The sequence below is a fragment of the Streptococcus mitis genome, from assembly GCF_901542415.1.
GTDB classification, from domain to species: domain Bacteria; phylum Bacillota; class Bacilli; order Lactobacillales; family Streptococcaceae; genus Streptococcus; species Streptococcus mitis_BL.
Window position 1 is genome coordinate 1773110 of record NZ_CABEHV010000004.1, and the last position, 19051, is coordinate 1792160.

Sequence of the window (19051 nt, forward strand, 5' to 3'; positions counted from 1 at the left end):
ACTTGCATCAAACTTTTTTGCATTTTAGAGTAGAAAACGGACAGTTGAGAAATATTCTAGCAATGGTGAGGATTTCTAGCATATAATAAGAGCAAGTAAGGGAGGAAGAATGATGGAAAGAATGAAAAAGCAAATTCGAGCTTTGCTATTGCTGACAGTTTTTGGTCTTAGTAGCTGTTCTTGTTTAAGTTTATCGACTTGGTCCTTGATGTTAAATCAAAACTGCTTCTATTATTTAGTGGGTATGTTGCTCCTTGCGAGCATTGGAGCAGGGCTAAACTATTATAGAGGGCAGCGAAATCAACATTATTCAGTTTTTAAAGAAGATAGACAGCAATTCTTGTATACTCTGTTGCTATTGGTAAATGTTTTAGGTTTAGCTTTGATTATCATAGAATATCTTCTTACAGGAAGGACAACTGGTGAAGAGTTTGTGGAAGTCTTTCTACCGAGTTTCTTTTTCTTATTTGGTATTGATTTGTTAGTCTTTCTGCCAATTCAGAAGTATGTATATGTCTTGAAAAAGATTTTGGGTAAAAAGCAAATCTGTTTTATTAGTGGATTAGCTATTTTAATCGTACTCAGAAATCCTTGGTCAATATTATCCATGACATTTTATATTGCCTTGGGAATGCTATTTCTAGGACTGTTGGTGCCAAAAGTCATTCGCTGGGAAGTTTCATTTTATAGCCACTTGATGAGAGATATATTATTAGTCGTTTTCTTGTTGTTTCTATTTTGAAATCAAAATATGAACTGGGATAAGTTTTACAATTTATAATATGGACTTCACAGATAATATCTCGACAAAGAATAACTTTTTGGTATAATAGAAATATGTACACTAAAAGCGAAGAAGAGTTACAGTCCTTAGGTGAACGTTTGGGCTGTTTATTAGAGAAGAATGATGTCTTAATTCTAACTGGAGAACTTGGAGCAGGTAAAACGACCTTTACTAAGGGACTTGCTAAAGGTTTACAGATTTCTCAGATGATTAAAAGTCCAACCTATACTATCGTGAGAGAGTATGAAGGTCGTCTTCCTCTTTACCACCTAGATGTTTATCGTATTGAGGGGGATGCTGATTCTATTGATTTGGATGAGTTTCTCTTTGGTGGTGGGGTAACTGTCATTGAGTGGGGACATCTTTTAGGTGATGCCTTACCAGATACTTATTTAGAATTGGAAATTCTAAAAGAGGAAGATGGTCGCAGATTAAACTTCAAAGCCAAGGGGTTACGTGCAGAAAAACTCTTAGAGGAGCTTCGACATGGAGTATGAATTGCTCATTAGGGAAGCAGAGGTTGAAGATGCGGCTGCCTTAGTATCATTTTTAAATCGTGTTAGTGTAGAAACAGATTTTACCAGTCTGGACAGGGATGGTATTTTGATGACAGATACTGAGATGGAGTTATTTTTGGATAAACAGGCTCACTCGGAAAATCAAATCACTTTACTGGCCTTACTGAATGATGAAATTGCTGGTCTTGTAAATATCACAGCTGATCAACGCAAGAGAGTTCGTCATATTGGAGATCTCTTTATTGTGATTGGTAAGAAATATTGGAATAATGGATTGGGAAATTTGTTACTTGAAGAAGTCGTAGAATGGGCGCAGGCTAGTGGCATTCTTCGTCGACTTCAACTAACTGTCCAAACTCGTAATCAAGCTGCAGTTCATCTTTATCAAAAGCATGGCTTTGTAATTGAAGGTCGCCAAGAGCGTGGAGCATATATAGAAGAAGGGAAATTTATCGATGTTTACCTGATGGGTAGACTGATAGATTAATAGAAATATGGTTAAAAAAATTATTGGAATGGTGCTAGCTTTTCTAGCTGTGACAATTTTGGGTGTTGGTGTCTTCGCTTATACTATTTATCAGCAAGGTACACAAACCTTATCAAAAACCTATAAAAAAATTGGAGAAGAAACCAATGTTATTGAGGCGACTGAACCTTTAACGATCCTTTTAATGGGAGTTGATACTGGAAATGTTGAACGAACTGACCCTTGGGAGGGAAATAGTGATTCTATGATTCTCTTAACGGTTAATCCGCATACGAAAAAGACAACGATGTTGAGTTTAGAGCGAGATATTTTGACGAAAATTCAGCATAAAGATGGACAAATCGAAGAAGCGAAACTGAACGCAGCCTATGCTGGAGGAGGTGCAGAATTAGCTATCTCAACTATTCAGAAGATGATGAACATTCATATTGACCGCTATATTATGGTCAATATGCAAGGTTTGCAACAATTAGTCGATGCGGTAGGGGGAGTTACGGTTAATAATACACTAGGTTTCCCAATCTCTATCAGTGACCAAGAGGAATTTAACACCATTTCTATTGGTGTTGGGCAACAAACTCTAAATGGAGAAGAGGCTCTCGTTTATTCCCGTATGCGCTACCAGGACCCAGAAGGGGACTACGGACGTCAGAAGCGTCAGCGTGAAGTCATTCAAAAGGTTGTTGAAAAAGTTCTTAGTTTAAATAGCGTTAGGCACTACCAATCCATCTTAAAAGCTCTAAGTACTAATATGCAGACCAACATTGATTTGTCTGCTAAGAGTATTCCAAGCTTGTTAGGTTACAAGGACTCGTTTAAAACGATTGAAACTCAACAATTAAAGGGCGAAGGAGAGATGTTGCAAGGTGTTTCTTACCAGATTGTTTCGAGAGAGCACATGTTGGAAATGCAGAATATATTGCGACGTTCTTTGGGCCAAGAAGAAGTCACTCAACTTGAAACCAATGTAGTCTTATTTGAAGATTTGTTTGGAAGAGTGCCTGTTGGTGATGGGGATAATCAACAACAAGGTGTCTTTGTAACAAATGAAGTAGAATAGTTCGTTCGTTTGTTTGATACAAATAAAAAATCAATCGTGGGAAATTTCCTGCGATTTTTTCAAAAAAATACGAATAGATAGGTAGGAGGAAACATGAAAGCAGAAATCATTGCTGTTGGAACAGAGATTTTGACAGGACAGATTGTCAATACCAATGCTCAGTTTTTATCGGAAAAACTAGCAGAGATTGGGGTAGATGTTTATTTTCAGACGGCTGTAGGAGACAATGAAGTTCGTCTCTTGTCCCTGCTTGAGATTGCCAGTCAACGTAGCAGTCTGGTGATTTTGACAGGCGGTTTGGGGCCAACTGAGGACGATTTGACCAAACAAACGTTGGCTAAATTTTTAGGGAAAGAATTAGTTTTTGATCCTCAGGCGCAGGAGAAGTTGGATGTCTTTTTTGCCCATAGACCAGACTATGCCCGAACACCGAATAATGAAAGACAAGCTCAAATTGTAGAAGGAGCGACTCCACTGCCAAACGAAACAGGATTGGCTGTTGGAGGAATCTTAGAAGTTGATGGAGTGACCTACGTCGTTCTTCCTGGTCCACCAAGTGAATTGAAACCCATGGTCTTAAACCAACTTCTACCCAAGTTGATGACAGGGAGCAAGCTGTATTCCCGAGTTCTTCGTTTCTTTGGAATTGGCGAAAGTCAGCTAGTGACCATTTTGGCTGATTTGATTGACAATCAAACAGATCCGACCTTAGCGCCTTATGCCAAGACAGGAGAAGTCACTCTGCGTTTGTCAATAAAGGCTAGCAGACAAGAAGAGGCGAATCAAGCGCTGGATATCTTGGAAAATCAAATCTTAGGTCGCCAGACCTTTGAAGGCCTTTCTTTACGAGAACTTTGTTATGGTTATGGGGAAGAGACTAGTTTAGCCAGTATTGTGGTAGAAGAACTGAAAAAGCAAGGGAAAACTATCACGGCAGCAGAGAGTTTGACAGCAGGGCTTTTCCAAGCTACTGTGGCGGATTTTTCAGGAGTTTCAAGCATATTTAAGGGTGGTTTCGTGACCTATAGCTTGGAGGAAAAATCAAAGATGTTGGATATTCCTGTCAAGGATTTGGAAGAACATGGTGTGGTGTCTGAATATACAGCTCAGAAGATGGCTGAGCAGGCACGAAGTAAGACCCAGTCTGATTTTGGTATTAGCTTGACTGGAGTAGCAGGGCCAGACAGTCTAGAAGGGCATCCGGCTGGGACAGTCTTCATAGGATTGGCTCAAGAGAAAGGAACTGAGGTTATCAAGGTGAATATTGGAGGTAGAAGCCGAGCAGATGTACGTCACATTGCGGTTATGCATGCCTTTAACCTAGTTCGCAAGGCTTTATTAAGTGACTAACTTTTGATATAATAGTAGATAGGTCTAAGGACCATTAGAATGTAGGAGAATAGAATGGCGAAAAAACCAAAAAAATTAGATGAAATTTCAAAAAAATTCGGGGCAGAACGTGAAAAAGCCTTGAATGACGCTCTTAAATTGATTGAGAAAGACTTTGGTAAGGGTTCAATCATGCGTTTGGGTGAGCGTGCGGAGCAAAAGGTGCAAGTGATGAGCTCAGGTTCCTTGGCTCTCGATATTGCTCTTGGTTCAGGTGGTTATCCTAAGGGACGTATCATCGAAATCTATGGGCCAGAGTCATCTGGTAAGACAACGGTTGCCCTTCATGCAGTTGCGCAAGCGCAAAAAGAAGGTGGGATTGCAGCCTTTATCGATGCGGAGCATGCCCTTGACCCAGCTTATGCTGCAGCCCTTGGGGTCAATATTGACGAATTGCTCTTGTCTCAACCAGACTCAGGAGAGCAAGGGCTTGAAATTGCAGGAAAATTGATTGACTCAGGTGCTGTGGATCTTGTCGTAGTCGACTCAGTTGCGGCCCTTGTCCCTCGTGCGGAAATTGATGGAGATATCGGAGATAGCCACGTTGGTTTGCAGGCTCGTATGATGAGTCAGGCCATGCGTAAACTTGGTGCTTCTATCAATAAAACCAAAACAATTGCCATCTTCATCAACCAATTGCGTGAAAAAGTTGGGGTCATGTTTGGAAATCCAGAAACAACTCCTGGTGGACGTGCCTTGAAATTCTACGCTTCAGTGCGTTTGGATGTTCGTGGAAGCACGCAAATCAAGGGAACTGGTGACCAAAAAGACACCAATGTCGGTAAAGAAACTAAGATTAAGGTCGTGAAAAACAAGGTGGCTCCGCCATTTAAGGAAGCCTTCGTTGAAATCATGTACGGAGAAGGGATTTCTAAGACTGGTGAGCTCTTGAAGATTGCAAGCGATTTGGATATCATCAAAAAAGCAGGAGCTTGGTACTCTTACAAGGATGAGAAAATCGGTCAAGGTTCTGAAAATGCTAAGAAATACTTGGCAGATAATCCAGAAATCTTTGATGAAATTGACCATCAAGTCCGTGTTCAATTTGGTTTGATTGATGGAGAAGAAGCTTCTGTAGAAGGTATTGAAACTGAAAAAGATGACGCAGTTCAAGCAGCTTCTGTGAATGAAGAAGTGACACTTGACCTAGGCGACGAACTTGAAATCGAAATTGAAGAATAAGTTGTTAAAGTAGTGGAGAAATTCACTGCTTTTTCATTGCCTAGTTCTGGCATAGTTTGCTGTTTCTTGTCGCTCCTCTAGAAAGCTGATATAATAGCCTTATGAATAAAAAACGAACAGTGGACCTGATTCATGGTCCTATTCTTCCCTCGCTTTTGAGTTTTGCCTTCCCAATCTTGCTATCCAATATTTTCCAACAACTCTATAATACCGCTGATGTCTTGATTGTTGGACGATTTCTTGGCCAAGATTCTTTGGCAGCAGTAGGGGCGACAACTGCCATTTTTGACTTGATTATAGGCTTTACGCTTGGTGTTGGTAATGGAATGGGGATTGTCATTGCCCGCTATTATGGGGCTCGGAATTTTACAAAGATCAAGGAAGCAGTAGCAGCCACCTGGATTTTAGGTGCTCTTTTGAGTATTGTGGTTATGCTGCTAGGCTTTCTTGGTTTGTATCCTCTCTTGCAATACCTAGATACCCCTGCAGAAATCCTTCCCCAGTCCTATCAATATATATCTATGATTGTGACCTGTGTCGGTGTCAGCTTTGCCTATAATCTCTTTGCAGGCTTGTTGCGGTCAATTGGTGATAGTCTAGCAGCCCTTGGCTTTCTGATTTTCTCTGCCTTGGTCAATGTGGTTCTGGACCTCTATTTCATTACGCAACTGCATCTTGGAGTTCAATCCGCAGGACTTGCTACCATTATTTCGCAAGGTTTGTCAGCGGTTCTCTGCTTTTACTATATTCGTAAGAGTGTTCCAGAACTGCTCCCTCAACTCAAGCATTTTAAATGGAACAAGGCCTTGTATGCGGATCTTTTGGAGCAAGGTTTGGCTATGGGGTTGATGAGCTCGATTGTGTCCATCGGCAGTGTGATTTTACTGTCTTCTGTTAATACTTTTGGAGCCGTGATTATTAGTGCTCAAACAGCGGCTCGACGCATTATGGCCTTCGCCCTTCTTCCCATGACCGCTATTTCTGCCTCGATGACGACCTTTGCTTCTCAGAATCTAGGAGCTAAGCGATCTGACCGTATTGTTCAAGGCCTTCGAATCGGCAGTCGTTTGAGTATGTCCTGGGCAGTTTTTGTTTGTATCTTCCTCTTTTTTGCCAGTCCAGCTTTGGTTTCCTTCTTGGCCAGTTCGACGGATAGTTACTTGGTAGAAAATGGAAGTCTCTATCTGCAAATCAGCTCAGCCTTTTATCCTATTTTGAGTCTCTTGTTGATTTATCGCAATTGCTTGCAGGGCTTGGGGCAAAAAGTCCTTCCTCTGGTTTCCAGCTTTATTGAACTAATCGGAAAAATTGCTTTTGTGGTCTTGATTATTCCTTGGGCAGGCTATAAGGGAGTTATCCTTTGCGAACCCCTCATCTGGGTTGCCATGACAGTTCAACTGTACTTTTCGCTTTTCCGTCACCCCTTGATCAAAGAAGGCAAGGAAATCTTGGCAACTAAGGTACCATCCTAGCTCGATTTGCTGAATAAAATCTCTTTCCTCTAGTGAAAATCGAAAAAACTTGTGTTCTCCTCTTTTAGTTTGGTCTTGAAAATAGTTTAATATACTTTTGACTTCTTTTATATGATATAATGTATTTATTAAAAAGACATATAGAGACTGTAAAAATATACTTTTGAAAAGCTTTTTAGTCTGGGGTGTTATTGTAGATAGAATGCAGACCTTATCAGTCCTATTTACAGTGTCAAAATAGTGCGTTTTGAAGTTCTATCTACAAGCCTAATCGTGACTAGGATTGTCTTCTTTATGAGGTATAAATAAAGGAGTTTCTAGCTCTGGATTGTAAAAAATAAGTTGTTTTAATTGATAAGGAGTAGAATATGGAAATTGATGTGAGTAAATTAAGAACAGATTTGCCTCAAGTCGGCGTGCAACCATATAGGCAAGTCCATGCCCATTCCACAGGCAACCGTAACTCAACGGTGCAAAATGAGGCTGACTACCATTACAGAAAAGATCCTGAATTGGGCTTCTTTTCTCACGTAGTCGGTAATGGTCGTGTTATGCAGGTAGGACCTGTTGATAATGGTGCCTGGGATGTTGGGGGCGGTTGGAATGCAGAAGGTTATGCACAAGTTGAACTGATTGAAAGCCATGAATCGAAAGAAGAGTTTCTGATTGACTATCGTCTCTATATCGAACTCTTACGCAATCTAGCGGATGAAGCTGGTATACCGAAAACGCTTGATACTGCTGATTTAGCAGGTATCAAGACACACGAATACTGCACCAATAACCAACCTGACAACAACTCAGATCATGTTGACCCTTATCCTTATCTTGCCAAATGGGGTATTAGTCGTGAGCAATTCAAGCAGGATATTGAAAACGGCTTGACCATTGAAGCAGGATGGCAACAGAACGATACTGGCACCTGGTATGTACACTCAGACGGTTCTTATCCAAAAGATAAGTTTGAGAAAGTCAATGGTACTTGGTATTACTTTGACGGTTCAGGCTATATGCTTGCAGACCGCTGGAAGAAGCACATAGACGGCAACTGGTACTGGTTTGACCAGTCAGGCGAAATGGCTACAGGATGGAAGAAAATCGCTGAGAAGTGGTACTATTTCGATGGAGAAGGTGCTATGAAAACAGGCTGGATCAAATACAAGGAGACTTGGTACTATCTTGATAGTCAAAATGGGGACATGGTTTCCAATGCCTTTGTCAAATCAAATGATGGCTGGTATTACCTTAAAGAGGATGGCACGATAGCAGAAAAACCAGAATTTACAGTCGAGCCTGAAGGTTTGATAACAGTAAAATAATAATGGAATGTCTTTCAAAGCAGAAAAGCGCATATTATTAGGTCTTGAAAAGCCTTAATCCTCAATTATTCCTATCTCACACTAACGAACTAAACAATTCAAAAATCACCAGAAAAGCTAGTTGGAATACTGTCCTTCTGGTGATTTTTATTTTGAAACTTTTTATCTTTCCTCTTTGTGCTATTTTTCTCTCATTTCACAAACATTTCATATTTGAGTTTTATAATAAGATATAGCTTTCCAGTTTTTACTATACTTTGACATTCAAACATGTTATACTATGACTATCAAAGTAAATGAAAGGGGTTACGAACATGACGCCGGAATAAATGTACTTGACAGATCGATTGGACGTACAGATAGCTCATTTTTTAAAGAAAAGCGTTCAACATCGTAGACGCTATAAGGTATTAAAAATAACAGAAATCGTGGCAGGTTTTCTCATAGCTGTCTTTTGTGCTATTCCTATGCCAGGTGATCGCTACCGTTTGATTTCGGTTGCCTTGTCCAGTCTAGGCTTGCTGTGTGAGGGGATTCTCAATTTGTATAATGCCAAGGAACACTGGATTTCTTACCAAAAGACTGCGCAACTCCTGGAGAGAGAAAAATTCCTCTATCAATGTCAAACAGAGAAATATGCAGGAAAAACCAAGGCTTTTGCCCTATTTGTCAAGACATGCGAAGGTCTTATCTCAGAGGAAATTAACCAGTGGGAAAGTATCCAGTCAAAAGAAGTGGCAGCTAGTGCAGATGCTCCAGAGAAAAAAGAATAGGAGGTGGAGGAAATGTCTCAATCCAGCTACCTGTCGCCCTTGCTCTGGTTGAAAAAAGAAGCCGATAAAGAAGAGATGAGCGCAACTCAGTGCCAGATATTTTTCTTTTACTATCAAATGTTTGAACTCTTATTTGCTAGAGAAAGCGACTTGAGAGACTTGTGTCTGGGAAGGCAAGGTTTTTATTTCTCGCAGTTAGAGAAAGATTTGTTTTCTGGAGTTTCCCACTTTTTAAAAAACTTGGAGGGCAAGGGGACTCTCAAGGCTAATCAAGAAGTATCAGCTCGCAAAGCCCTTTTTCTAGCCTTGACAACTAGCCAGTCAGATTGGCAGGAGTTAGCTCCTGTTTTTGATTTTTATCAGGCTGTCGGGAGGCTTGAAACGCCCTTACTCTTGAGTTTTCAAGACAGACAAGATCTGATGTGGATTTACCAGTCAGCTTTGGAGAAGGATTATAGTGTCAAGGTAATTGGCGACAAGCATTTTGTATTGAAGAGACAAGATGTTACTAAATTGACAGGGCGCCAAACTCAAACTTTGGAAGCACTGAGTCAATTAGAAGACTTGGTCAATCCTGTCTATGTTACATTAGGAGAAAAGGGGGTGCTCTTGCTTGATTAAGAGAGGAGATGTTGTGGCTCTTTATTTGCCTTTTCCAAGTATTAGTAGCGATTTGGCTGTGAAGAATCATATGTATATCTGTATCGACAACAGCATGACTAAAAACAAAGAGTTGGTTAAAAATCAGACCTTCAAACCAGCTCTCTTGACCAGACGTTTGGTCAAGAACTTTATGATAGAAGAGCCGGATCTAGCTCGTAATCCTTTTACAAGACCAACCTTGATTGACTTAGATAAGGTATTTATGTTGGATAATACGGTCATTCCGACTTCTTATCTAGCCAGACGGCGACGCAATGTCTCAGAAGAATTGTACGAGGAAATTTTGGATCACTTAGTCCAACCACGGCTGATTTCGCTGAACAAGTCTGAGTTTATGCAACTCAATCCAGGAACTTATTAGGAGGTAGAAGATGACAAATAAAGCAGTAAATGACTTTATACTAGCTATGGATTACGATAAAAAGAAACTTTTGACCCATCAGGGAGAGAGTATTGAAAATCGTTTCATCAAAGAGGGGAATCAGTTACCCGATGAGTTTGTTGTTATCGAAAGAAAGAAGCGGAGCCTGTCGACAAACACAAGTGATATTTCCGTGACGGCTACCAACGATAGTCGCCTCTATCCTGGAGCCCTTCTCGTAGTGGATGAGACCTTGTTAGAGAATAATCCCACTCTTCTTGCGGTCGATCGTGCTCCGATGACTTATAGTATTGATTTGCCTGGTTTGGCAAGTAGTGATAGCTTTCTCCAAGTAGAAGACCCCAGCAATTCAAGTGTTCGCGGAGCAGTAAACGATTTGTTGGCCAAGTGGCATCAAGATTATGGTCAGGTCAATAATGTCCCAGCTAGAATGCAGTATGAAAAAATCACGGCTCATAGCATGGAACAACTCAAGGTCAAGTTTGGTTCTGACTTTGAAAAGACAGGGAATTCTCTTGATATTGATTTTAACTCCGTCCATTCGGGCGAAAAGCAGATTCAGATTGTTAATTTTAAGCAGATTTATTATACAGTCAGCGTAGATGCTGTTAAAAATCCAGGAGATGTGTTTCAAGATACTGTAACGGTAGAGGGTTTAAGGCAGAGAGGAATTTCTGCCGATCGTCCTTTGGTCTATATTTCGAGTGTTGCTTATGGGCGCCAAGTCTATCTCAAGTTGGAGACCACGAGTAAGAGTGATGAAGTAGAGGCTGCTTTTGAAGCTTTGATAAAAGGAGTCAAGGTAGCTCCTCAGACAGAGTGGAAACAGATTTTGGACAATACAGAAGTGAAGGCGGTTATTTTAGGAGGGGATCCGAGTTCGGGTGCCCGAGTTGTAACAGGCAAGGTGGATATGGTAGAGGACTTGATTCAAGAAGGCAGTCGCTTTACAGCCAATCATCCAGGCTTGCCGATTTCTTATACAACTTCTTTTTTACGGGACAATGTAGTTGCGACCTTTCAAAACAGTACAGACTATGTTGAGACTAAGGTGACAGCTTACAGAAACGGAGATTTACTCTTGGATCATAGTGGTGCCTATGTTGCCCAATATTACATTACTTGGGATGAATTATCCTATGATTATCAAGGTAAGGAAGTCTTGACTCCTAAGTCTTGGAACAGAAATGGGCAGGATTTGACGGCTCATTTTACCACTAGTATTCCTTTGAAAGGGAATGTTCGCAATCTCTCTGTCAAAATTAGAGAGTGTACCGGACTTGCCTGGGAATGGTGGCGTACGATTTATGAAAAAACCGACTTGCCACTAGTGCGTAAGCGGACGATTTCTATTTGGGGAACGACTCTTTATCCTCAGGTAGAGGATAAGGTAGAAAATGATTAGGAGAGAAGAATGTTTGCGACAAAAAGAGGCGATGATCTCTCTGCGAATATCTGAAAGTTTATCTCTTGCCTAGCGATTTCCATTGGAGTATGCTCGTGATGTTAAAATAAGTCTATCAAACAGGATGTGTAAAAAAGTAAAAAGGGTAGTGAAACTCCTTGCTATACAGGGGATTAGCTACCTTTTGCTTGTTTTAGAAGTGCCAGTGTACTAGTCTAATTTCAGTATCATGTGAAATCAAAAAGAACATAAATTTCTGTTTCGGGAACATATAAATTATGGTTTTGTTTAGAAACTCTTCTATTGATTTCTTAGAATACAATAGCACCTATAAGAACTGTTGAATTTCAAAGTATTTACTTGAACTATGATACGTCTGGAGTAGACTGTCAACAAAAGGTGCAGTATAATGGTTTTTGTCGCTTATATCTACAACCTCAAAACAGTAGCTTGAGCGGACTTTGTCAAACTTGGCTGAAACTTTCTATTTGCAGATATGGTCTAGTTTGTTTTTTGAATGTTGATAAGGATAGAAAGGCAAGACCATCTTGGCAACAAAAGTGTCATCCTAGCTTGATTTACTGAATAAAATCTATTTCCTTTAGTGAAAATCGAAAAAACTTGTGTTATAATAAGAAAGATTAAAATGTGAAAAAAGGAGATTCCTAATGGGACGTAAATGGGCCAATATCGTAGCCAAGAAAACGGCTAAAGATGGAGCTAACTCTAAAGTATATGCAAAATTTGGTGTAGAAATCTATGTAGCAGCTAAAAAAGGTGATCCAGACCCAGAATCAAACACTGCTTTGAAATTCGTTATCGACCGTGCTAAACAAGCCCAAGTGCCAAAACACGTTATCGATAAAGCGATTGATAAAGCAAAAGGAAACACAGACGAAACCTTTACAGAAGGACGTTACGAAGGTTTTGGACCAAATGGTTCTATGCTGATCGTTGATACTTTGACTTCAAACGTCAACCGTACAGCAGCTAATGTCCGTGCAGCTTTTGGTAAAAACGGCGGAAACATGGGTGCTTCAGGTTCTGTTTCTTACCTCTTTGACAACAAGGGTGTTATCGTATTTGCTGGTGAAGATGCGGACGCGGTCTTTGAGCAATTGCTTGAAGCAGATGTGGATGTGGACGATGTAGAAGCAGAAGAAGGAACAATCACGGTTTACACAGCTCCAACAGACCTTCACAAGGCTATCGTTGCCCTTCGTGAGTCAGGTATTGAAGAATTCCAAGTGACTGAACTGGAAATGATTCCTCAGTCAGAGGTGGAATTGTCAGGCGATGACCTTGAAACTTTTGAAAAACTTTACAGCGTCCTTGAAGACGACGAAGACGTACAAAAAATTTACACAAACGTAGACGGCTTCTAATTTAACCTAGAAAACATAATCCTAAGTGAGAAAATCACTTGGGATTTTTTTAATCAAGAAAATAGTTCTTATGGAAACTTTTATCTTGACATCTCTTTTCAAAGTGGTAAAATAGTTCTCATGAAAACTTATTTAGTTCTCAGAAGAACTAAATGCGATAGTTAGAAAGGAGTTAGTATGGATAAACCGATGTTGGTTTTAAAACGTTTTGGGCGCCAGGCGCATCTGATGGTACAAAAGGAAGCCAAACGTTGTGGCATTGAATTTATGGGTGGACCGCAAGGTCATGTGGTGTTTTTTTTGGATATCCGTGAGGAAAATCAAGACTTGGTCTTGATTAAGGATATCGAGCAGGAACTCAATATTACCAAGTCTGTTGCTAGTAACTTGGTCAAGCGTATGGTGCAAAACGGTTTGGTGGAATTGGAGGCGAGTCCTGTCGATAAGCGAGCCAAGTTTGTACGTTTGACGGACAAATCGCGTTCTCAAATGAAGCAGGTTAAAGCCTTCTTTGAACGCATTGATCAGAGTCTGCTGGATGGTGTTTCAAAGTCAGACTTGGCAATCTTTGAAAAGGTCCTCGGTCAGTTGCAAGAAAATGTTGAGAAGATAGGAGGAGAGAATGAAGAAATTAGCAAAACGAATTAGTGGAAAAGAATGGGGGATGATTTTACTAGCCATTCTCTTTACCTGCTTTTCGATTTATCTAGAGTTGGAAGTGCCGACCTATATCTCTAAAATCACGGATTTGCTGGGAACTCAGGGAACCAACTTAGATGAGTTATGGCAACCAGCAGGTATGATGGTAGGAATGTCCTTTCTGGCCTTCTTGTCCGCAGTTGCAGTTGGATTTTTTGCATCCAGAGTGGCAGCTTCTTATACTAGTAGGCTAAGAAGTGATATTTTTAACCGAGTTTTAGACTACTCACAGACAGAGATTAAGAAATTCTCTATTCCAAGTCTTTTAACTCGTACCACCAATGATATTACTCAGGTTCAGATGTTGATTACCATGGGCTTGCAAGTGGTGACGCGTGGTCCGATTATGGCTATCTGGGCCATTGGGAAGATTTTAGGCCATTCAGAATACTGGCTCTGGGCCGTTCTGGTGGCAGTGATTGTCAACGTTTTGATGACGATCGTTTTGGTGACGCTAGCCTTTCCAAAACAGTCCTTGATTCAAAGTCTGACAGATAAACTGAACAGTATCACTCGGGAGAGTTTAACAGGTATTCGAGTCGTTCGTGCCTACAATGCAGAGGATTACCAAAATGAAAAATTTGCAGCAGCAAATGATGAATTGACACGCTTGAATTTGTTTGTCAACCGTCTTATGGCTATTTTGAATCCTATCATGATGGGCATTTCAAGTGGTTTGAGTGTGGCGATATACTGGATTGGAGCCTATGTGATTAACGACGCTGCTCCGACAGCGCGTCTGCCTCTCTTTAGTGACATGGTTGTTTTCATGTCTTATGCCATGCAGGTTGTTATGGGCTTCCTTCTCATGGGAGCGCTCTTCATCGTTCTTCCTCGAACTATGGTCTCTGCCAAGCGGATTAATCAGGTTTTAGATTTGCATTCTTCTATCCAAAATCCTGCTCAAGTGCAGCTGGCTGATGAAAATCTCAACGGTCAGGTCGAGTTTAAGGATGTGACCTTCCGCTATGCTGCAAATTCGGAGGCAGTTATCGAGCATGTTAGCTTTAGAGCAGAAGCTGGCCAAACAGTTGCCTTTATCGGCTCAACTGGTTCTGGTAAGTCAACTCTAGTCAATCTGATTCCACGTTTCTATGACGTATCAGCAGGAGAAATTCTAGTGGACGGAGTTAATGTTCAAGATTACGGTTTGGAAGATTTGCGCAACAAGGTTGGTTATATTCCACAAAAAGCTGTGCTCTTTTCTGGAGATGTCAAGGGCAATCTAGACTTTGGACGCAGCCAAGAAACACCACTTAGTGAGGAGGCTATGTGGCAGGCCTTGGAATTGGCCCAGTCTAAGAACTTTATCGAAGACAAGGAAGCGGGCTTAGAGTCAGAAGTAGCCCAAGGAGGAACCAACTTCTCAGGTGGACAAAGACAACGTTTGGCCATTGCGCGTGCCTTGGCTCGGAAGCCAGAAATCCTCATCTTTGATGACTCCTTCTCAGCCTTGGATTACAAGACAGATCGTGTCCTACGCCAAGAGCTAGCAGAGAAAACAAAATCTATGACCAAGCTCATCGTAGCACAGCGTATTTCAACCATTATGGATGCAGATTTGATTTTGGTCTTGGATCAAGGAAAAGTCGTGGGACAAGGCACCCACAAGGAACTTCTAGCTACCAACGAAGTTTACCAAGAAATTGCCTATTCACAATTATCGAAGGAGGAATTGGAACATGGAAAATAAAAAAATGTCGCTCTGGAAACAGAGTAAACCCTATCTTGCAGGTCTCCAGTTTGCCCTTCTGATAGCCTTTCTAGCAACAATCCTATCCAATATCATTACTGTATATGGTCCAACCCGTATCAAGGAAATGACCAATATCATTGCCAGTGGACTAGAAACAAGTGTAGATGTCGCGGCGGTTGCAGCTATTGGTGGTTTTTTGGCCGTCATCTATGTGATTGGGCTTCTATCAAATTATTTGCAAGCCTTTCTGTTTACAACAGCCATTCAACGTTTTTCAGAGCGCTTGAGAACAGCGATTGCAGAGAAAATTAATCGTCTTCCATTAGGATATTTTGATGGACATTCTCAAGGAGATACCTTGTCTCGTGTGACCAATGACGTTGACATTGCAGCCCAATCCCTCAATCAAAGTCTGGGAACAGTTCTTTCATCAACTTTACTGGTCGTGGCAGTCTTAGTAACTATGTTTGGAATGAACTGGATTTTGGCCTTGGTGACGGTTGTTTCAACTCTTATCGGTTTTGCTTTCGTGTCCGTCTTTATGGGCAAATCGCAGGGCTTCTTTAAGAGTCAGCAACAGGATTTGGCAGCTGTAAATGGTTATGTGGAGGAAATGTACTCTGGCCATAATGTGGTGACCAGTTACAATGCTATTGAGAGTACCAAAGAAGAATTTGCGACCTTAAATCATCGTCTGTATGACAGCATCTGGAAATCTCAGTTTATTTCAGGGATTATGATGCCGATTATGATGTTTATTGGTAACTTTAGCTATGCCTTAGTGATTATCGTCGGTGCAGCCTTGGCCTTGAATGGGCAGATTAGTATTGGGATTATCGTTGCCTTTATGGCCTACGTTCGTATCTTTTCTCAGCCTCTTTCACAAATTGCCCAAGGGATTACTAGTTTGCAGCAGGCTAGTGCAGCCATGGGACGTGTTTTCGAATTCCTAGCTGAAGAGGAAATGGAGGATGAATCCCATAAAGAAAGACAATTGAGCGACATGAAAGGTCAAGTGGTCTTTGATCGAGTTTCCTTTGGTTACACACCAGAGCGAACCATTATTCATGACTTTTCTGCGACCGCTCATGCAGGTCAAAAGGTTGCCATTGTCGGACCGACTGGAGCTGGGAAGACAACCATTGTCAATCTTTTGATGAAGTTCTATGAGATTGATAAGGGAAGTATCCATATCGATGGTGTGGATACCAAAGAGATGAAGCGTTCGGAAGTGCACGATTCCTTTTCAATGGTCTTGCAGGATACTTGGCTCTTTGAAGGAACCATTCGCGACAATCTTATCTATAACCAAAAGGGGATTAGTGATGAGCGCGTGATTGAAGCCAGCAAGGCTGTAGGGATTCACCACTTTATTATGACCCTACCAGATGGTTACGATACCGTCTTGGATGATACAGTGACCTTGTCTGTCGGACAAAAACAACTCTTGACCATTGCTCGTGCTTTGCTGAAAGATGCGCCACTCTTGATTTTGGATGAGGCGACCTCTTCTGTTGATACACGGACGGAGGAGTTGATTCAGAAAGCCATGGATCATTTGATGGAAGGCAGAACGTCCTTTGTCATCGCCCACCGCTTGTCAACCATCCGTAATGCTGATTTGATTCTTGTTATGAAGGATGGTAATATCATCGAGCAAGGCAATCATGATGAGCTGATGGCGCAAGCTGGTTTCTACGCTGACCTCTACAACAGTCAATTTACAGAAGACGAAGCAGAATAATAAATCGAAAGAAGGCTTGACGGCCTTCTTTTTCTGCACTATACTAGAAGACAAGTGCTTCCCTATAAGCAAAATTTGAATAAGTGATGAGAAAATATATGAAAAATTATCAAGAATGGTATGACCACGTTGCTGGTAAGATTGAAAATAGACCTATCTTTCTGAGATTGTTAAGAACTTTCAATCGGTTCATGACGGTAGTTATGCCTATGATTTATCTAACCTTGTTAGCTACTACCTATCTCCAAGAAGGACTTGGGAAACAAGTCTTGATCTATGTGTTTATCCCTGCATCAGGTTTTGTGATTTTGTCCTTTCTTCGTAAGAAAATCAATGCCCCTAGGCCTTATGAGGAATGGGATATTAAACCCTTGCTTGACAGAGATAGTCCTGGTCAGTCTATGCCCAGTCGTCATGTCTTTTCAGCAACCATTATCTCCATGGCTTGCTTACATGCTAGTTTATCTGTAGGGGTTATCTTGTTGGTCTTGTCAGCCCTCCTCGGTCTAGTGAGAGTCTTGGGTGGAGTGCATTTTCCCAAGGATGTAGTGGTTGGCTATATTTGTGCTCTTGTGTGGGGTGTGATTTTCTTTCTATGTTGACCTGTAAGTTAAGGTGGTCCTACAACCACTTACGGGTCTAAAGTAACCACTTGCTTTTTTGCTCTTGTTTTCTTATTTTAGCTTTGATATAGTAGAGTCAGAAAGGAGATGGAATGAAGTTACGAATCGAAATTGACAGCAATTTAGAGGAAACTGAAATTGTCATCAAGGCAGCGGCTTTGACAGATGAGATTGCGGATTTACAGCGGCTCTTGCAAGAGTCCAAGTCTCCTCGGTTGATTTTTTACAAGGGAACGGGTGAATATTATCTGGATTTGTCGGAAATTCTCTTCTTTGAGACGGAGGGTAGCAAGATTTATGCCCATACCCAGAAAGATGCCAACGAAGTTCGGCTTAAACTCTATGAGTTAGAAGCTATCCTTCCTCGCTATTTCAGTCGGGTATCCAAGTCAACTATTGCTAATATTCGGCAAATCTATTCGGTGGATAAGTCCTTTTCAGGAACGGGGACCATTTCCTTTTATCAGACCCACAAGGAGGTTCATGTCTCACGGCATTACCAATCCCTCCTAAAAGAAAATCTAAGAAACATGAGGTAATAAGATGAAAAAGAAAGCATTTGGTATTGTATTGCTTGTTTTGGCGGCTTTAGTATTATTGCAGGGGAATTTTGGAATCCCTTCTCTGGGGGGGCAAATTTGGCCCTTGATTGGTATTGCTTTTTTTGCCTACCAATCAGTCGGAGCTTTGTTGCGTCGCCACTTAACTTCAGCCTCTTTTACAGCTCTAGTAGCCTTAATGATTGCTAACCACTTTTATAATATTTTACCGATTCCAAATCAGTCACTATTCTGGGCTAGTATTTTAATCGTACTGGGTGTCAACGCACTTACTCATTCTAACAGAACTTGGAATGGGAAAAAATGGTGGTATGATGGTAAAAAGACCATTCTGACAGATAAGGAGGTCGCTTTTGGGACTGGGACTTTCTACAAGCAAAACCAAGAATTGGTAGAAGACCAAGTAGAAGTTGGTTTTGGCAATGCTAAGATATATTATGACAATGCAGAGATTTTAGGAGATATTGCAACCCTGAAAGTAGAAGTTGGTTTTGGCAATGCAGTTATCTATGTTCCCCAACATTGGCGAGTGGATTTGAAGGTGGAAACTTTCTGTGGTGTAGCCAAGGCAGACACTTCTCTAGCTCCAACCAGTAAAACTTTGATTATCCGTGGAGATGTGGCTTTTGGTAAACTTGGTGTTGTCTACGTCAAATAAAAAAATCGGTAAATTCGCAAACTAAGTTCCACCGCTAGTAGAAGTGGAAGTTAGTCTGATAAAAATCCTAAAAACCAGTGGAAATCCGTGTCAGGGTAAGTTCCACTGGTTTTACTAATGCTTGATTTCATCGCTTTTGTAACCAAAAGGAATCGAAAAAAAGAGCGCACAAAATCCCCTCATCTGAAAGCGTTTCAGATTAAGTTCCGCTATGGTGGAAGTTAGTGTGAGACGTTTGAATGCGGTTAAAGG

At 41.0% G+C, this 19051-nt stretch carries 19 protein-coding genes; all 19 read left to right on the top strand.

The features are described from left to right. Nucleotides 1-109: 109 nt before the first annotated feature. The 19 genes from FQT24_RS09215 (at nt 110) to FQT24_RS09310 (ending at nt 18799) form a co-directional block, all read left to right on the top strand. A complete protein-coding gene (locus FQT24_RS09215) occupies nt 110-742 on the top strand; it encodes a competence protein (RefSeq protein WP_260666578.1) in 633 nt (210 codons plus the stop codon). Between the two features lie 95 nt (nt 743-837). Continuing rightward, nucleotides 838-1281, top strand: a complete 444-nt coding sequence (tsaE, locus tag FQT24_RS09220) for a tRNA (adenosine(37)-N6)-threonylcarbamoyltransferase complex ATPase subunit type 1 TsaE (RefSeq protein WP_143952807.1) — start codon at nt 838-840, stop codon at nt 1279-1281. Then, nucleotides 1271-1789, top strand: coding sequence for a GNAT family N-acetyltransferase (locus FQT24_RS09225; protein ID WP_143952808.1), 519 nt, complete (start codon nt 1271-1273; stop codon nt 1787-1789). The genes tsaE and FQT24_RS09225 overlap by 11 nt, the downstream gene beginning before the upstream one ends. Nucleotides 1790-1796: 7 nt before the next feature. Next, nucleotides 1797-2849 carry a glycopolymer--peptidoglycan transferase LytR gene (gene lytR / locus FQT24_RS09230; RefSeq protein ID WP_143952809.1) on the top strand — a complete coding sequence of 351 codons (1053 nt, stop codon included), beginning with the start codon at nt 1797-1799 and terminating at the stop codon, nt 2847-2849. Between the two features lie 93 nt (nt 2850-2942). Then, nucleotides 2943-4199 carry a competence/damage-inducible protein A gene (locus FQT24_RS09235; protein WP_143952810.1) on the top strand — a complete coding sequence of 419 codons (1257 nt, stop codon included), beginning with the start codon at nt 2943-2945 and terminating at the stop codon, nt 4197-4199. A 54-nt stretch (nt 4200-4253) separates the two neighbouring features. Further along, nucleotides 4254-5420 (top strand): recombinase RecA, encoded by a 1167-nt coding sequence (recA, locus tag FQT24_RS09240; protein WP_143952811.1) that lies wholly within the window; start codon nt 4254-4256, stop codon nt 5418-5420. A 101-nt stretch (nt 5421-5521) separates the two neighbouring features. Continuing rightward, complete coding sequence (locus tag FQT24_RS09245; RefSeq protein WP_143952812.1) at nt 5522-6892, top strand: MATE family efflux transporter; 1371 nt, start codon at nt 5522-5524, stop codon at nt 6890-6892. 368 nt (nt 6893-7260) lie between these two features. Beyond that, on the top strand, nt 7261-8211 hold the full coding sequence (locus FQT24_RS09250; protein ID WP_143952813.1) for an N-acetylmuramoyl-L-alanine amidase family protein: 951 nt from the start codon (nt 7261-7263) through the stop codon (nt 8209-8211). A gap of 329 nt (nt 8212-8540) precedes the next feature. Further along, nucleotides 8541-8984: a DUF4231 domain-containing protein gene (locus FQT24_RS09255; RefSeq protein WP_260666580.1), complete on the top strand. Its 444-nt coding sequence runs from the start codon at nt 8541-8543 to the stop codon at nt 8982-8984. Nucleotides 8985-8996: 12 nt separating this feature from the next. Then, complete coding sequence (locus FQT24_RS09260) at nt 8997-9605, top strand: hypothetical protein (RefSeq protein ID WP_143952814.1); 609 nt, start codon at nt 8997-8999, stop codon at nt 9603-9605. After that, nucleotides 9598-10008: a hypothetical protein gene (locus FQT24_RS09265; RefSeq protein ID WP_000595751.1), complete on the top strand. Its 411-nt coding sequence runs from the start codon at nt 9598-9600 to the stop codon at nt 10006-10008. The genes FQT24_RS09260 and FQT24_RS09265 overlap by 8 nt, the downstream gene beginning before the upstream one ends. Before the next feature lie 10 nt (nt 10009-10018). Beyond that, nucleotides 10019-11434 carry a cholesterol-dependent cytolysin pneumolysin gene (ply, locus tag FQT24_RS09270; RefSeq protein WP_143952815.1) on the top strand — a complete coding sequence of 472 codons (1416 nt, stop codon included), beginning with the start codon at nt 10019-10021 and terminating at the stop codon, nt 11432-11434. A 668-nt stretch (nt 11435-12102) separates the two neighbouring features. Next, nucleotides 12103-12819 (top strand): YebC/PmpR family DNA-binding transcriptional regulator, encoded by a 717-nt coding sequence (locus FQT24_RS09275; RefSeq protein ID WP_000532893.1) that lies wholly within the window; start codon nt 12103-12105, stop codon nt 12817-12819. Between the two features lie 177 nt (nt 12820-12996). Continuing rightward, nucleotides 12997-13467 (top strand): MarR family winged helix-turn-helix transcriptional regulator, encoded by a 471-nt coding sequence (locus FQT24_RS09285; RefSeq protein WP_143952816.1) that lies wholly within the window; start codon nt 12997-12999, stop codon nt 13465-13467. Then, nucleotides 13442-15211, top strand: a complete 1770-nt coding sequence (locus FQT24_RS09290; protein WP_143952817.1) for an ABC transporter ATP-binding protein — start codon at nt 13442-13444, stop codon at nt 15209-15211. The genes FQT24_RS09285 and FQT24_RS09290 overlap by 26 nt, the downstream gene beginning before the upstream one ends. Beyond that, nucleotides 15201-16958 carry an ABC transporter ATP-binding protein gene (locus FQT24_RS09295; RefSeq protein WP_143952818.1) on the top strand — a complete coding sequence of 586 codons (1758 nt, stop codon included), beginning with the start codon at nt 15201-15203 and terminating at the stop codon, nt 16956-16958. The genes FQT24_RS09290 and FQT24_RS09295 overlap by 11 nt, the downstream gene beginning before the upstream one ends. 98 nt (nt 16959-17056) lie before the next feature. After that, complete coding sequence (locus FQT24_RS09300; protein ID WP_185952567.1) at nt 17057-17560, top strand: phosphatase PAP2 family protein; 504 nt, start codon at nt 17057-17059, stop codon at nt 17558-17560. Nucleotides 17561-17673: 113 nt separating this feature from the next. Next, the gene (locus FQT24_RS09305; protein ID WP_143952819.1) at nt 17674-18120 is read left to right on the top strand and encodes a LytTR family DNA-binding domain-containing protein; all 447 of its coding nucleotides are present in this window, start codon (nt 17674-17676) and stop codon (nt 18118-18120) included. 4 nt (nt 18121-18124) lie between these two features. Continuing rightward, a complete protein-coding gene (locus FQT24_RS09310; protein WP_143952820.1) occupies nt 18125-18799 on the top strand; it encodes a LiaF transmembrane domain-containing protein in 675 nt (224 codons plus the stop codon). Nucleotides 18800-19051: the final 252 nt, after the last annotated feature.